Genomic DNA, 14,600 nt, shown 5'->3' with positions numbered 1-14,600 from the left:
GATCAACGGTCTCCGATCGTGGATGACAGCGGTGCACCCGTATGCACCTGCTGAACGGAAACGGTCTCCCGGGCCTGGCGGAGTGCTGCCATGGCCCGTTGTGCGGTCTGTGGTGCGGCGTGGCTGTGCCGGGGCAGTTCGACGGCCGCGACGCCGGTGTAGCCGGTCTCGTCGAGGGCGGCCAGGGTGGCCGCGAGGTCGAGCCGCCCCTGCCCGAACTCCAGGTGCTCGTGGATCCCCGGGAGCATGTCGTCCAGTTGGACGTTGACCAGGTGCCGGCCCGCACGGCGGATGCAGGCGGCCGCGTCGACCGGCTCCACGGCGACGCAGTGCCCGACGTCCAGGGTGATGCCGAGCAGGTCGGGCTCACCGAGCTCCCGGCGCAGGTCGAGGGCCTGGTCGAGGTGCTGGACGACCATGCCCGGCTCCGGTTCGAGGCCGAGCCGGACGCCGCGGCGCTGCGCCTCGGCCAGCACCGGGCCGAGGTGGTCGATCATCCGGCGGCGGTTGGTGGGCGGGTCGGTCCCCGGCTCGGCGGTGCCCGACCAGAAGGACACGCAGTCGGCGCCGAGCGACTCGGCGATCCGGACGGCGCGCACCAGGAAGTCGATCCGTGGCCGGGCCGACTCCGAGACCAGTGTGGGGTGGTGCTTGCGGTACGGGTCGAGCAGGTAGCGCGCGCCGGTCTCGACGACGCATCGCAGGCCCAACTCCGCTAGCAGGTTGCCAAGTTGCTCCGTCTCCCGGGCCAGGTCGGGCCCGTACGGGTCCAGGTGGTGGTGGTCGAGGGTGAGGCCGGTCGCGGTGTACCCGAGGTCGGCGATGACCCGGAGCGCGTCGGCGAGCCGGTGGTTGGAGAATCCGTTGGTGCCGTAGCCGAGGGCGGGCGCGGTCATGTCGGGCTCCGCCGGGTGGCGAGGCGGCGGGCCGGTGCCAGGGCCGACAGCACCAGTGCGGCGGTCGGCAGCGAACCGCGCCGCGCGCACAGGGCGGCCTGCAGGGGCACCATGCCGTGGATCCCGGCGATGGTGGCGGTGCGGACGGCCGCGGCCGTGGACGGGGTGGCGTCCGCGGCGAGTTGTGCCCGGCCGGTGGTGCCCGCGTAGCCGAGCGCGCAGAGCCCGGCCGCCGCGCGGTGCAGACCGGAGGGTGCCCGGCCCGCGCAGCTCAGGGTGGTGGCGGCGAGGGTGGTGGCCAGGGCCAGCCGGCTGTCGCCGCGGCGTCCGCCGTGCACCTCGCCCCGGGACAGCGCGGTCACCCCGAAGGTGTGCGCGGCCATCGCGAGGGCCGGCGTGCGGGCCGCCGTCCAGCGCCCGGCTCCGGCGCCGAGCAGCACGTCCAGGGCTCGGCAGGCCGCCATCGCGGCGGGCGCGGCCGGGGTCGGCTTCAGCACGGTGTTGTAGGCCCAGACCGCCCCGGCGAGCGGGACGGCGATCCGCAGCGCGTCGGAGCCGCCCGCGAGGGCGGCCAGCGCCAGCCCGGCGCCGCTGAGCCCGGCGGCCGCGGTGAGGGCCGCCGCCGGGGCGATCCGGCCGGACGGGATCGGGCGCTCGGGCCGCTCGGCCGCGTCGAGCGCCCGGTCGGCCCAGTCGTTCAGGGCCATCCCGGACCAGTACAGCGCGACCGAGGCGAGCGGCAGTGCGAGCCGCCGGCCCCGCAGCGGCCGCCCGGCCGCCGCCGCCCCGGCCGCGGTGTCGCCGAGGACGGTGAGCGCGGCCGGCGCCCGGAGCAGCTCCGCCCAGGCACCCGCGGTGCCCCGGCCGCGCGCGGTACTCATCGGGCCACCGCGATCCGCTGCGCCCAGGCGGCCAGCTGCTGCTCCTGCTGGGCGAGCCGGTGCTCGTCGCTGCCGAGCGGGTCCTTGAAGAAGAACGCCAGTGCGCCGAGCGGTCCGGACTCCCCGGCCCGGTGGGCGCCCGCCACCAGCCGGGCCAGGTCGAGGACCAGCGGCGCGGCCAGCGCCGAGTCGTAGCCGTCCCAGGTGAGCTGCAGGCTCATCCGCGCGCCGAGGAAGCCCTCGAAGGAGACGTAGTCCCAGGCGACCTTGCGTTCGCCGAGGTCCGGTACGTGGTCGATGTGCAGCGGTGCGGTGGCCTCCGTGCCGATCAGCGCGGCCAGGCCCCGGGTCTTGGCCGCCAGCTTGCCCTCGGCGCGCCCGTCCCGGCCCAGGTTGGCGCCGTCGCCGCCGCCGAGCAGGTTGGTGCCGGACCAGGACCGCACGCTCAGGCCGCGGGCGAGGAACATCGGTGCCAGTGCGCTGCGCAGCAGGGTCTCCCCGGTCTTGCCGTCGCAGCCCGCATACGGCAGACCCCGGCGGTCGGCCAGTTCGGTGACCGCCGGGATCCGCAGACCGGGCGAGGGGGTGAAGTCGACGTACGGACAGCCGGCCGAGAAGGCCGCGTAGGCGGCCAGCGCACCGGCGGGGAGCACCCGGCGGCCCGGCTCGGCGAGGGCGCGCTCCAGGGCGGCCGGGTCGGTGTGCTCGGGCAGCGCCGTGACCGGCGGCTCGGTGGAGGAGACGTTGACCACCACGACCCGCTCCAGGTTCCGGCTGCGCCGGAAGTCCTCGATGTCGGAGGCGAGTCGCCCGACCGCTTCGGCCTGGCTGCCCGTGTCGTCGGCGGGGTCGTAGCCGGGCCGGATCTCCCGGTCGGCCGTCTGGAGGTCCTCGGCGACCGCCGCCGGGAGCCATCCGGGCAGCACGCCGGCGTCGGCGAGGTCCTCGGCCCGTTTGGCCAGCGGTGTGTGGACGATGTCGTGACCGCCGGTCACCAGGTCGGACCAGCCGGGGAAGGCCGCGTCGTCGAGCTCCAGCCGCTCGCTCACGCAGCCGGTGGCCGGGACGAGCCCGGCCCGGAAGGCGGCGAGACCGCAGACGGCGGTGGTGGCGACGGACCCCCGTGCCCCGATCAGCCACAGACCGGTTCTGCCTGCCATTTCTGCAACTCCTTCGTTTCAGAGGTGGTGTGACGTCACGTCAGCCGGTGGACGGCCGGTCCCAGCCCTCCCAGCGCCACAGCCGTCCGGAGCCCGCCTTGGCCTCGACACCGTGGTCGGTCATCTCGAACCGGCCGAAGTCCAGGATCAGCAGCGCGCCGTCGCCGGCGGCGAACCCGACGTCGATCGGCCGGTGCAGCCGCGGACCGGCCGGCAGGCCGGCGGTGGACCAGTCGGCCGGGTCGACCAGCAGCAGGTCGCGTCCGAGCTGCGGGCCGCCGGAGGGCATGGTCATCGGGGCCTCGTCGCCGAACAGGGTGACCACCAGCCGCCCGGCGAGCGGCGAACTCGGCGGGGCGACGGCGAACTTGGTGGCCGCCACATGGGACTCGAAGTCGAGCACCGGCTTCTCGGGGGTCGGGAGCCGGTCGTGGTCGGCCAGCAGGAAGGTCGGCTGCGGACCGCGCTCGGGGCGGAACACCGGGTCGGTCACCGGGACTCCGCCGACGTAGTCCGGCCACCCGTACCAGGCGCCCTGGCGGACCTCGAACAGCAGGTCGGGGGCGTTGCCGATCGGCCGGCTCCCCCGGTCGTCGGCGCCCTGGTCGACCGCGAGCAGCCGCCCGTCCGGGAGGAATCCCAGCCCGAAGGCGTTGCGCAGGCCCCAGGCCACCAGCTCCAGGTTGCCGCCGTCGAGGTCGCAGCGCATCACCGCCGCGGTACACGGCAGCCCGGCCGGCACCTGCTGCCCGGGCTTGGTCGCGGTGCCGAACGGGGCGAAGGCGCCGGTGGTGGTCCGCGCGCCGGGCTCACCGGCCAGCGGGTCGTCGGTGGTGACGTTGACGCCGGTGAGCACCACGTCCAGGCCGGGGATGTCGTACGAGTGCGGCAGGCGCCCCAGCCAGCCGATCTCGTAGGCGTCCAGCCCGATGATCCCGAGGTTGGACATCGCCCCCTGGGCGAAGTACAGCTTGCCGTCGGGGCCCGCGACGGCCATGTCGAGGTGGTAGTTGCCGGGCCCGGGCATGCCCTCGACGATGGCCCGCCGCTCACCGTCCGGGCCGATCCGGGTGATCCGGCCGGCGCCGCCCTCGGAGGCGTAGAGGTACCCCTGGTGCCAGAGCAGTCCGGTCACCGGGCCGGCCAGGCCGTCGGCCAGCAGCACCCGCTCCGAGGTGCCGGCGCCGGGGGTCAGCCGCCAGATCCGCCCGCCCGGGGCGGCGCCGCCGAACGGGAGTCCGGACTCGGCCAGATACACCCCGCCCTCGTCGTCGAAGGCCAGGCTGGTCGGGAAGTCCAGCCCATCGGCCACTACGTTCGGTGATAATGTCATGACCCCTCCACGGAACTCACCACGGGAATCCGTCCGCCGTCGATTACGGTCGGCAACGGTGGATGTGTAGCAGTGTCCACGAAGCATGGTCAAGAACCGCCCGGGGCTTGGGCAGCAGCCGGACGACCACCGGGGAGACGGGTGACCTGGCAGGTCAGAGGGGGTGGATCAACCCCGGGAAGCCAGCGTGGCGGGGCACCGAAGGGCCCGGGTACACCGCACGGCGCGAGAAGTCGGAGGCGCAGGCGCGCAGCTGCGGCGGGGCTCGCGACGAAGCCGCCCGCGGCCGGGTGGGCAGGCGTCGCGGGTGGTCCGGGGCTCAGCCGGTCGGCTCTTTCGTCACGCTCGGTAGTCCGGCGCTCTCCTCTCCGACGATTGGCAGACGGTCGTCGGGGCGGGCATCCACTCCCTCCCCGACGACCGCGAGCCGTCGAGGTTACGGGGGTGCCTCGACGCCGGATTTTTCGGTCCGGCACTGGATAGTCGGCACCGGGCGCGCGGAATCGACATCCCCCGGGGAAGGGAGTTCGGGAAATTCTCCGGCGGCCGCGGCATGCCCGGGCCCCACACCGGGCCGCACAGCCGGAAGGCACTCCCGGGACGCACGCCCGGGACGCCCGCACGACGCTCGTCGGTACGCGCGCGTCACCGCCGACGGCAGCGCGCGCCACGGGCGCCGGAAACGCGCGCACGACGGCCACCGGCACGGCGGGGATGCCGGGCCGGTGGCCGTCGTGGTGAAGTCGCTACGGACGAACGAGCGGTGGAGCCTGTGCGGTCGGTCGGATCAGAGCGAGTACGCGATCAGCTCGGGCACCGCCGCGGAGCCCGAGAGCCCGGGGGCGCCCGCACCGACCAGCAGCAGGTTGCCGCTCACGGCCGGGAAGGCGTTGATGCCCGCCCGTGCGGTGGACTTCCAGAGGAGCTCTCCGGTGGACGTGCGGAAGCCGAAGATCTGGCCGTCGTAGGTGGCGGTGAAGACCACGTCGTTGGCCACGGTGGCGGCGCCGAGCGCCATCTGCGGCAGGTTGCGCTGCCAGAGGACCTTGCCGGTGGCCGCATCGGCCGCGGTGAGGCCGCCCCGGCCCTTGGTGAAGTCGGGCAGCCCGAACCCGCCGGTGGCGCTGAGCGTGTTGGGCTCGTCGACCCACGGCACGAACAGGCGCCCGTCCGCAAGCGCCATCGGGGTCTCCACGCCGCCGAGGACGCCCGGCAGCACGGTGACGGGCTCGGCCGGCAGCGGGCCCTCGTCGTTCAGGTGGGTGCCCACCGAGAGGGTCCACAGCGGGGTGCCGTCGTCGGCCCGGTACGCGAAGGCCTTGCCCATCTTGCCCGCCACCAGGACGACTTCGGTGCGCACCCCGCCGACCTTGGCGGTGGTGATGATCGGCGAGTCCTGGAGGTCGTAGTCACGCAGGTCGTGCGGGGCCGTCTGCTGGTACCAGAGCAGCTTTCCGGTGCTGCTGTCGAGCACCACCAGGCAGTTGGTGTAGAGGTTGGGGCCCGGCCGGCTGCTGCCGTTGGGGTACTCCGGGGTACCGGGCATCGGCGAGGGGTTGCCGACGGACAGGAAGATCCGGCCGTGGCTGTCGACGGCCGGCGCGTACCAGAGGCCACCGCCGCTGTTGATCTCCGGGTGGCCCCACAGGTCACCGTCCTTGACCGTGTTGAAGTCCCACTTCGGCGCGCCGGTGGCGGCGTCCAGCGCGTAGACCGTCCCCATGGAACCCGGCACGTACCGGCCGAAGGTGCTCGGGACGGTGCTGACCACGACGGTGCCGTCGTAGACCTGGGGGGCGACGTCGATACCGCCCTGGCCGGCGGCGATCAGCTCCCGCGTCCACACCGTCCGGCCGGTCTTCGCGTCCAGCGCGAAGGCGCCGGTGAACGTCGTCCCGAAGAGCAGGCCGTTCGCGTAGGCGACGCCGTTCGGGCCGACCGAGGGGCTGTTGAACTCGTGCTTCCAGCGGACCTTCCCGGTCTCCTTGTCCACCGCGGTGACGCCCGATTCGAGGTTGATCAGGTAGACGGTGTCGCCGACCACGATCGGGTTGGAGGCCATCCGGCCGGCGAAGGTGGGCTTGCCGTCCAGCGGCAGCCGCCACTTGACCTTGAGGTCCTTGACGTTGTGGGAGTTGATCGGGGTCCGGGTGGTGGCCCTGGTGTTGGCCAGGTCGCCGTTGGACAGGGCCCAGTCGTGCCGGCTCCTCCCCAGTTCGGCGGTGTCCGCGGCCGAGGCGGTCGACGGGCGTGCATCGGCGAGGGCGGGGCCGATCACCAGGGAGAACACGGCCACGGCCGTGAGCCCGATGCGGCGGGGTGTGAGCCGTTTGCGCCGCACCCGCGACCGGCTGTTCGAGAACCTGCTGACGATCACATCAACTCCGTTTCCGCCCTGTGCCGCCGGTCGGCGCCGGGCTGTCGGGAAAGGTGGCACCGGCCCGGGGCACAGGGGCCCGGGCCCACGGGCGGGCGCCGGTCGGGGGGTCACGCGCCGCGCACACCGCGCACACCGCGCGCAGGGCAAGCACCGCGCTCACCGCACGAGCTGCACGCACTGCACGCACCCCACGGACGCCCACCCGTCGGACCCGACCGGACCCGACCGGTACAGGTCGGGTCCGATCGGGTCGGGTCGGCTCTGGTCAGGGATCAGCGCACCAGCCGGGCGAAGGCCCGGACGTCGCCGACGAACAGCTCGGGCTGCTCCAGCGCGGCGAAGTGCCCGCCGCGGTCGAACTCCGACCAGTGGGCGAGCGTCGGGAGGATCTCCTCGGCCCACCGGCGAACCGGCCGGACGGCGTCCTCGGGGAACACCGCGACCCCGACCGGCGCGGCGAGCGGCCAGGGGCCGGCCCAGGTCTGGACGAACTCGGAGTCGAGGCGGTTGGACTCGTAGTAGAGCTGGGCGCTGGACCCGGCCGAGGCGGTGAACCAGTAGAGCGCGACGTTGGTCAGCAGCCGGTCCCGGCTCACCACGTCCTCGGGACTCGACTCCGCCGCCGACCACTCCTTGAACTTCTCCACGATCCAGGCAAGTTGACCAACAGGCGAGTCGGTCAGACCGTAGGAGAGGGTCTGCGGCCGGGTGGACTGGATCTTCCGCCAGCCGGCCCCGTCCTGCTCGAAGTGCATGGCGAACGCCAGCCGGGCGTGGTCCGCCTCGTCCAGCTGCGCGAAGGCGGCCTCGTCCTGCGGCGGGAAGGTGGCGAGCATGTTGACGTGCACGCCCGCGACATGCACCGGATCGGCCAGACCGAGCTGCAGGGAGATCGGCATGCCCCAGTCGCCGCCCTGCACCACGTACCGCCCGTAGCCGAGCTGGTGCATCAGCTCGGCCCAGGCGCGGGCGACCCGGGCGGTGTCCCAGCCGGTCTCCTGCGGACGGCCGGAGAACCCGTAGCCCGGCAGCGAGGGGATGACCACGTGGAACGCGTCGGCGGGATCGCCGCCGTGGGCCCGCGGATCGGTCAACGGGCCTATCACGTCGAGGAATTCGACGAATGATCCCGGCCAGCCGTGGGTGAGGATCAACGGCACGGCGTCCGGCTCGGGTGAGCGCACGTGCACGAAGTGGATGTCCACCCCGTCGATCTCGGTGAGGAACTGCGGGAAGGAGTTGAGGTGTTCCTCGGTCTTGCGCCAGTCGAACCCGGTGCGCCAGTACTCCGCCAGCTCCTTGAGATAGCCCTGCGGGACACCGCGCTGCCAGCCGGTGCCGGGGAGTTCGCCCGGCCACCGGGTGGCCGCGAGCCTGCGGTCCAGGTCGTCGAGGGCTTCCTGTGGAACATCGATACGGAAGGGACGCATATGCCGATTCCTCTCAGCTGGACAGTTCGCCGGACCGGGCCGGCGCCGGGGCGGCGGACGGTGCGCCGACCGGGCGGCGCAGCGAGTGCCGCAGGACTCGCAGCAGGGTGCCCGGCCGCATCAGCGACTCGGGCGCGTCGACCAGCCCGGCGGCCCGGATGAAGGCCGCGGTCAGTTCGGCGTCATGGGTGGCCGCGTGGTGCAGCCGGTTCACATAGGCGTTGGCCATGCGGATCTTGGGAGTCCGGCGGCCCTCGACCCCGCGGTAGCCGAGGTCGGCTCCGGCCGCGAAGTCCCAGGGGGCGTCGATGACGGTGGCGATCTCGGTGAAGAACTGCCGGGCGTCCGGCAGCGCGCCGCGGCGCAGCCGGTCGCGCAGGGCGAGCGCTTCGAGGCCGGCGACGGTCATCCCCTGGCCGTAGACCGGGTTGAAGCTGCACACCGCGTCGCCCATCACCAGGAACCCGTCGGGGAACCGCGGCAGCCGCTCGTAGTGGCGCCGCACGCTGGCCGGGTACTTGAACATCACCGCGTCGTCGATCGGCTTGGCGTCCCGGATCGCCTCGTAGATGTCCGGGACCGGCAGCGACCGCGTGTACGCCAGGAAGCCCTCGGGGTCGGTGGGCGGGTGGTCGCCGAGGACGCCGGTGAGCGACAGCTCGACCCGGTTGTCCTCGCCGGGCAGCCGGTAGAAGAAGGCTCCGCGCGGGTGCGCCGGGGTGGCCACCGGAATGATCGCCAGGTCGTCGCCGAACGGGTCGGAGTCCAGCTGGAAGTGCCGGGTGGTGTAGGCCAGGTCGATCTTGACCCTGGTCTCCTCCGGGCGCGGGTAGCCCAGTTCCTCCAGCCAGACCGGGGTGCGCGAGCCGCGCCCGGTGATGTCGAGGACCAGGTCCGCGTGCAGCACCTCGGGCGAGCCGGAGCCCTGGCGCTGGACCCGGGCGCCGGTCACCCGGCGCCGGTCGGCGGTGGTCTCCAGTCCGAGGATGTCGTACTGCTCCAGGAAGGTGATCCCGGGTATCGCCTGGACCCGGCCGCGGACGTGGTACTCCAGCACCGGACGGGTCGCCGGGACGGACAGCAGTCCGGTGTGGCCGGAGGCCAGCCGGTAGCCGTTGAAGTACCAGCGGATGTCGCTGCTGAAGTCGCCCGGCCGGACGCCCGCCGTCCGCAACTCCTCGGTCAGGCCGGGGTACAGGCCCTCCAGGACCTGCTGGCCGCGGGCCACCAGGCCGTGCGCGTGCCGGCCGTGCGGGACGCCACGCCGGGGGCCGGCGACCCCGCTCAGCTCGTCCCGGTCGACGACCAGGACCTCCGCGAACGACTCGGCGAGCACGGTGGCGGCCAGCAGCCCCGCCATGCTGCCGCCGAGGACGACCGCACGGTCTCCGACGTGGGTACCCATCGCCGGCACCTCCTCTCGTGACTCGGAATCAGGCGGCGGCGATGGGGGTGTTCTGGTAGGACGCGATCCGCCAGTCGCCGCCCTCCTTGGCCAGCACCCAGGTCGCCCGGATCGCCCGCTCGGCCGACACCTCGGTGTCGCCGGGGGCCAGCACGCCGCCCCGGGTGACCACCAGGGCCACCCCGTCGGCCAGCGTCCGGAGCGAGACCGGCCGGCCGGTGACCCGGGTGCCCTTGAAGGGGCCGGCGAACGCGCGGGCCATGAAGCCGCGGATCTCCTCGCGGCCGGTGAGGAAGACGTCCCCGGGGAGGATCAGCGTCCCGTCCTCGGTGAAGGTCTCGGCGAACCGGTCGGCATCGTGCTCCGCCCAGGCGGCGACGATGAGTTCGGGGACGGCGCGCAGGGCTTCGACGGTGCTCGGCGAGGGGGACGAGGAGGACGAGGGAGTGGCGGACATGGCTTTTCTCCTTATCCGGCGGTCCACGGCCGCGGATGGCCGTGGCCAGATGACGCACAGCCTCACACCGGCTCCCCGCACGCTGCATCTCCCCGATTGCGCTGGACCGGCGGGCCGGCGGAGCGAACCGGGCCACGCCGCAATCCCGGAGATGCGGTCGCCGCACGCGGCTGCCAGCCTCGACAGGGCCGATCAATGACTGCGGCCCGGACGGTCGGCCGCACTGCCGGGCCACCCGTTCCCGAGGAGCCCCGATGACGTCCAAGGAATCCCCGTCGAGGGAAGAACTCGTCAACCGGGCCGTCGAGTTGGTGCCGGTTCTGGAGAAGAACGCGCACTGGCACGAGCGGCACCGCCGACTGTCCCCGGAGACCGTAGCGGCGCTGGAGGAGTCCGGACTGCTCAAGCTCCGGGTCCCCACCCGCTACGGCGGTTACGAGTCCGACATGCGCACGGTGGTCGACGTGATCTCCGAACTGGGCCGTGGCGACGGATCCACGGCCTGGGTGATGTCGGTCTGGGCGATCAGCTCCTGGATGGCCGGGCTGTTCCCGGACGCCGTCCAGGACGAGATCTTCGCCGCCCCCAACGTGCGGGTGAGCGGTATCCTGAGCCCGACCGCGGTCGCCGTCCCCGCCGAGGGCGGTGTCGTGCTGAACGGCAAGTGGTCGTTCAACTCCGGTGCTCTGCAGAGCTCCTGGAACACCAACGCGGCGGTGCTGATGACGCCGGAAGGACCGCAGCCGATCATGGTGGCGATCCCGCTGGCCGATCTGGAGATCATCGACGACTGGCACACCACCGGCCTCCGCGGCTCCGGTAGCGTGACCACCGTCGCCGCCGACCTGTTCGTCCCCGAGGCCCGGGTGCTTCCGATGGTGCCCGTCCTGATGGGGCAGCACCGCTCCCTGGCCAACGCCGACTCCCCGATCTACCGGGCGCCGTTCATGCCCACCGCCTGCGCCACCATCAGCGCTCCCGCGCTCGGGCTGGCCAAGGCGGCCAAGCAGGCGTTCTTCGAGCGGCTCCCCGGCCGGAAGATCAGCTACACCTCCTACGAGAGCCAGGCCGAGGCCCCGCTGACGCACCTCCAGGTGGCCGACGCGGTGACCAGGATCGACGAGGCGGAGTTCCACGCCCACCGCGCGGCCGCCCTGCTGGACACCAAGGGCCCGACCGGCGAGGCCTGGACGCTGGAGGAGCGCGCCCGGATCCGGCTCGACCTCGGCGCGGTCTGCCGGCGCGCCAAGGAGGCGGTGGACATCCTCAACACCGCCAGCGGCGGCTCCTCGATCTACACCACGGTGCCGATCCAGCGCATCGAGCGGGACGTCCAGACGCTCAACCTGCACGCCATCCTGCACCCCAACACCAACCTCGAGCTCTACGGGCGGATCGCCTGCGGGCTCGAACCCAACACGCTCTACCTGTAGAAGGCACCTGCGTGGGCAGGGCCGCGCCCCGGCCGGCCCTGCCCACCCGCCTGCCCGCACCCGTATTCGCACTCGCACTCGTACTTGCGCTCGTTCTCGCGCTCGCACCAGCACTCGTATCCGTATCCGTATCCGCCCGCCCCCCCGGAGGACACCCGTGGAACCCCATGCCCCCGTCGTCATCGACCGCGCTGGATGCGACATCCACGCCGAGGCCGCCCGGATCCGGGCGAACGGCCCGGTGTCCCGGATCGAACTGCCCGGCGGCACCCTCGCCTGGTCGATCACCGACCACGCACTCGCCCGGCAGGCCCTGGCCGACCACCGCTTCTCCAAGGATCCGCGCAAGCACTGGACCGACTTCGCCGAGGGCCGGATCGGCGAGGACTTCCCGCTGATCGGCTGGGTCCTGATGGACAACCTGACCACCAGCTACGGCCCCGACCACACCCGGCTGCGCCGGCTGACCTCCAGCGCCTTCACCCCGCGCCGGGTCGAGGCCATGCGGGCCAGCGTCGAGAAGGCCGTCGCCGACCTGCTGGACGAGCTCGACACCTGCGAGCCCGGCGAGGTGGTGGACCTCAAGACGCGGTTCGCCCGTCCGGTCCCGGCCCGGGTGATCTGCGACCTGTTCGGGGTGCCGGCCGAGGAGCGCGCCCAGTTGCTGCGCGGTGGCGAGGTGAACATCGACACCACCATCACCCCGGAGGAGTCGGCCGCCAACGTCGCACAGTGGCACCGGGAGATGGAGGAGTTCGTCGACGCCAAGCGCCGCAACCCCGGCGACGACCTCACCAGCGACCTGGTCCAGGCCCAGGAGGAGGACGGCTCCCGGCTGACCGACTCCGAACTGGTCGGCACCCTGCACCTGTTGCTCGCCACCGGGACGGAGCCGGTGATGAACCTGCTCGCCAACGCGGCCCGGGCGCTGCTCACCCACCCCACCCAGCTCGCCCTGCTCAAGAGCGGCGCGGTCTCCTGGTCGGACGTGATCGAGGAGACGCTCCGCGCCGAGGCCCCCGTCGCCCATCTCCCGTTCCGCTTCGCGGTGGAGGACGTCGAGCTCGGCGGGGTCACCATCGCCAAGGGCGATCCGGTGCTGATCAACTTCGCGGCGGTGGGCCGCGACCGGACCGTGCACGGCGAGAGCGCGGACGCCTTCGACGCCGCCCGGCCGAACAAGGAGCACCTCTCCTTCGGCCACGGCATCTACCGCTGCATCGGCATGCCGCTGGCCCGGATGGAGGCCGAGATCACCCTCTCGGCGCTGTTCGAGCGGTTCCCCGACATCGAACTCGCTGTGCCCGGCGACGAGTTGGCGCCGCAGGTGACCTTCATCATGAACGGCGTCCAGACCCTGCCGGTCCGGCTGACGCCGCAGGCCCGCTGAGTGGAAAGGGTGGATGCGCGAATGAAGGCAGCAGTCGTCCCCTCGATGAAGGCCCGCTGGGAGCTCAGCGAGATCCCCACCCCGAAGGCCGGGCCCGGCCAGGTGCTGGTCCGGGTCCATGCCTGCGGTCTCTGCCACAACGACCTCTGGGTCAGCCAGGGGGTCTTCCCCTTCCCGCCGCTCGACCCGGTGGTCCTCGGGCACGAGGCCGCCGGGGAGGTCGTCGAGGTCGGCCCCGGGGTGACCACCCGCCGGGTCGGCGACCGGGTCGGCACCACCTGGGTGCAGTCGACCTGCGGCCGGTGCGACTACTGCCGGCTCAACCTCCCGCTCACCGGGCAGTCCGGGATGAACTGCCCGGAGTCGGTGATGACCGGCCTCACCGTCCAGGGCGGCCACGCGGAGTACGTCGCGGTGTCGGCCGGGAGCACGGTGCTGCTGCCGGACGCCGTGTCGTACGAGGTCGCCGCCCCGATGCTGTGCGCCGGGTACACCGCGTGGAGCGCGCTGCGGGCCGCCGACCCCAAGCCGCACGAGCGGGTGGCCGTCCTCGGCATCGGCGGACTCGGCCACCTGGCCCTGCAGTTCTCCCGTGCCTGCGGCTTCGAGACCGTCGCCGTCACCCGCTCGGCGGACAAGCACCCGCTGGCCCGGACCCTCGGCGCGGACCACGTGGTCGCCGACGGCGAGCAGCTGAAGGAGGCCGGCGGCGCCGACGTCATCCTGGTGACCGGCACCTCCTACCGGACGGCGAGCGAGACCCTGCCGGGCCTGCGCCCGCACGGGCGGATCGTGCTGGCCTCCATCGACCCGGTCAACTCCTTCACCATCCCGCCCGGCAGCCCGTTCTGGGCGCAGCGCCAGCAGGTCGTCGGTGCCACCCACAACGGCCTCGGCCTGCTCACCGAGGCACTGGACCTGGCGGCCTCCGGGGCGGTCACGCCCCTGGTCGAGAGCTATCCCAAGGAGCGGGTCGCCGAGGCGTTCGACCGGGTCGACCGGGGTGAGGCGCGGTTCCGCGCGGTCGTCAGCTATGTCTGACGGTCCGTCGGCCGCGCTCTCGCGCCCGGGGCTCCGCCCTGCGGCGGTCGCCGACTGAACACCCGTACACGGCGGTGGGTCGGGCTGTCCTCCAGCCCGGCCCACCGCCGCCGTGTTCGCGGTGGCCGCCAAGGTCACATCTCCAGGCCCTGCTCGAACATCACCTGGCGGACCTCGACGCCGGTGTGCCGGGCGTCCGGCAGCAGCGCGGCCAGTTCGATCGCCCGCTCCCTGGTCTCGACGTCCACCAGGTAGAAGCCGCAGACGAACTCCTTGTGCTCCAGGTACGGGCCCTCGCTCAGCACCTGGGCCCCGTCGCGCACCTTGACGGTCGTGCTCTGCACCGGCTCCGCCAGCGCCTGGGTGGTGACCAGCTCGCCCGACTCGCGCAGCATCCTGGTGTACTCGCCGTGACCGGAGTAGACCGCCTGCTGCTCGTCCTCGGAAAGGCCGTTCCAGAGCACCGGGTTCATGTGCATGACCAGCATGTACTTCATGATTCCTACTCCTTGCGGCCGTGACGCCCCGGGGCGCTTTCGGGGCCCTGCACAGGAGACGTCGGAGCCGGCGGCCCGCCCTCGACATCACGGGCCGCGGACTTCCGGGAAATCTCTCCGGCCGCCCGGGCCCGGCATGCGATCAGGTGCGGGAGAGCGGAAGGGCCCGGGAACGAAAGCGCGCGGCCGGGCCGGGGGGGCCCCCCCCCCCCCCCCCCCGCCCGGGGGGGGCGGGGCCCCCCGGGGGGGCGGGGGGCGGGGCGCCCCCCCCCCCCCCCGCGGCCCCCCCCGGGGTAC

The 14,600-nt window shown here is 73.2% G+C and carries 12 protein-coding genes; 3 read left to right on the top strand and 9 right to left on the bottom strand.

Going from position 1 to position 14,600, the window contains the following annotated elements; genetic code table 11:
• Positions 1-2: 2 nt before the first annotated feature.
• The 8 genes from ACGFZP_RS15095 to ACGFZP_RS15060 form a co-directional block, all read right to left on the bottom strand.
• On the bottom strand, positions 3-896 hold the full coding sequence (locus tag ACGFZP_RS15095; RefSeq protein WP_392932378.1) for a sugar phosphate isomerase/epimerase family protein: 894 nt from the start codon (positions 894-896) through the stop codon (positions 3-5).
• Positions 893-1,777, bottom strand: coding sequence for an SCO3242 family prenyltransferase (locus ACGFZP_RS15090; protein ID WP_392932376.1), 885 nt, complete (start codon positions 1,775-1,777; stop codon positions 893-895). The genes ACGFZP_RS15095 and ACGFZP_RS15090 overlap by 4 nt, the downstream gene beginning before the upstream one ends.
• Positions 1,774-2,937 (bottom strand): inositol-3-phosphate synthase, encoded by a 1,164-nt coding sequence (locus tag ACGFZP_RS15085; protein ID WP_392932374.1) that lies wholly within the window; start codon positions 2,935-2,937, stop codon positions 1,774-1,776. The genes ACGFZP_RS15090 and ACGFZP_RS15085 overlap by 4 nt, the downstream gene beginning before the upstream one ends.
• A gap of 40 nt (positions 2,938-2,977) precedes the next feature.
• Entirely contained in the window at positions 2,978-4,249 is a 1,272-nt protein-coding gene (locus ACGFZP_RS15080; RefSeq protein ID WP_392932372.1) for a PQQ-dependent sugar dehydrogenase, read from the bottom strand.
• 808 nt (positions 4,250-5,057) lie between these two features.
• Entirely contained in the window at positions 5,058-6,566 is a 1,509-nt protein-coding gene (locus tag ACGFZP_RS15075; RefSeq protein ID WP_392932370.1) for a PQQ-binding-like beta-propeller repeat protein, read from the bottom strand.
• A gap of 356 nt (positions 6,567-6,922) precedes the next feature.
• Positions 6,923-8,080 (bottom strand): epoxide hydrolase family protein, encoded by a 1,158-nt coding sequence (locus ACGFZP_RS15070; RefSeq protein ID WP_392932368.1) that lies wholly within the window; start codon positions 8,078-8,080, stop codon positions 6,923-6,925.
• A 13-nt stretch (positions 8,081-8,093) separates the two neighbouring features.
• Positions 8,094-9,485, bottom strand: coding sequence for an NAD(P)/FAD-dependent oxidoreductase (locus ACGFZP_RS15065; protein ID WP_392932366.1), 1,392 nt, complete (start codon positions 9,483-9,485; stop codon positions 8,094-8,096).
• Positions 9,486-9,513: 28 nt separating this feature from the next.
• Entirely contained in the window at positions 9,514-9,942 is a 429-nt protein-coding gene (locus tag ACGFZP_RS15060) for an SgcJ/EcaC family oxidoreductase (protein ID WP_392932365.1), read from the bottom strand.
• Positions 9,943-10,196: 254 nt separating this feature from the next.
• Between ACGFZP_RS15060 and ACGFZP_RS15055 the strand changes: the two genes are divergently transcribed.
• The 3 genes from ACGFZP_RS15055 to ACGFZP_RS15045 all read left to right on the top strand — a co-directional run bounded on the left by ACGFZP_RS15055 (position 10,197) and on the right by ACGFZP_RS15045 (position 13,806).
• Positions 10,197-11,375 (top strand): acyl-CoA dehydrogenase family protein, encoded by a 1,179-nt coding sequence (locus tag ACGFZP_RS15055; RefSeq protein WP_392932364.1) that lies wholly within the window; start codon positions 10,197-10,199, stop codon positions 11,373-11,375.
• A 157-nt stretch (positions 11,376-11,532) separates the two neighbouring features.
• Entirely contained in the window at positions 11,533-12,765 is a 1,233-nt protein-coding gene (locus tag ACGFZP_RS15050) for a cytochrome P450 (RefSeq protein WP_392932362.1), read from the top strand.
• A 21-nt stretch (positions 12,766-12,786) separates the two neighbouring features.
• Complete coding sequence (locus tag ACGFZP_RS15045) at positions 12,787-13,806, top strand: alcohol dehydrogenase catalytic domain-containing protein (RefSeq protein ID WP_392932360.1); 1,020 nt, start codon at positions 12,787-12,789, stop codon at positions 13,804-13,806.
• A gap of 134 nt (positions 13,807-13,940) precedes the next feature.
• On the opposite strand, the gene ACGFZP_RS15040 is transcribed toward ACGFZP_RS15045, so the two are convergent.
• The gene (locus tag ACGFZP_RS15040) at positions 13,941-14,303 is read right to left on the bottom strand and encodes a YciI family protein (protein ID WP_392932358.1); all 363 of its coding nucleotides are present in this window, start codon (positions 14,301-14,303) and stop codon (positions 13,941-13,943) included.
• Positions 14,304-14,600: the final 297 nt, after the last annotated feature.

Source organism: Kitasatospora sp. NPDC048239 (assembly GCF_043202015.1).
GTDB lineage: Bacteria > Actinomycetota > Actinomycetes > Streptomycetales > Streptomycetaceae > Kitasatospora.
The sequence above is the reverse complement of the archived record's forward strand: the minus strand, read 5'-3'. Positions and strand labels throughout refer to the sequence as shown.

Bases quoted from the DNA above. Each gene is read 5' to 3' on its own strand.
- ACGFZP_RS15095 (WP_392932378.1), bottom strand. From the start codon at position 896: ATGACCGCGCCCGCCCTCGGCTACGGCACCAACGGATTCTCCAACCAC.
- ACGFZP_RS15090 (WP_392932376.1), bottom strand. From the start codon at position 1,777: ATGAGTACCGCGCGCGGCCGGGGCACCGCGGGTGCCTGGGCGGAGCTG.
- ACGFZP_RS15085 (WP_392932374.1), bottom strand. From the start codon at position 2,937: ATGGCAGGCAGAACCGGTCTGTGGCTGATCGGGGCACGGGGGTCCGTC.
- ACGFZP_RS15070 (WP_392932368.1), bottom strand. From the start codon at position 8,080: ATGCGTCCCTTCCGTATCGATGTTCCACAGGAAGCCCTCGACGACCTG.
- ACGFZP_RS15065 (WP_392932366.1), bottom strand. From the start codon at position 9,485: ATGGGTACCCACGTCGGAGACCGTGCGGTCGTCCTCGGCGGCAGCATG.
- ACGFZP_RS15060 (WP_392932365.1), bottom strand. From the start codon at position 9,942: ATGTCCGCCACTCCCTCGTCCTCCTCGTCCCCCTCGCCGAGCACCGTC.
- ACGFZP_RS15055 (WP_392932364.1), top strand. From the start codon at position 10,197: ATGACGTCCAAGGAATCCCCGTCGAGGGAAGAACTCGTCAACCGGGCC.
- ACGFZP_RS15045 (WP_392932360.1), top strand. From the start codon at position 12,787: ATGAAGGCAGCAGTCGTCCCCTCGATGAAGGCCCGCTGGGAGCTCAGC.
- ACGFZP_RS15040 (WP_392932358.1), bottom strand. From the start codon at position 14,303: ATGAAGTACATGCTGGTCATGCACATGAACCCGGTGCTCTGGAACGGC.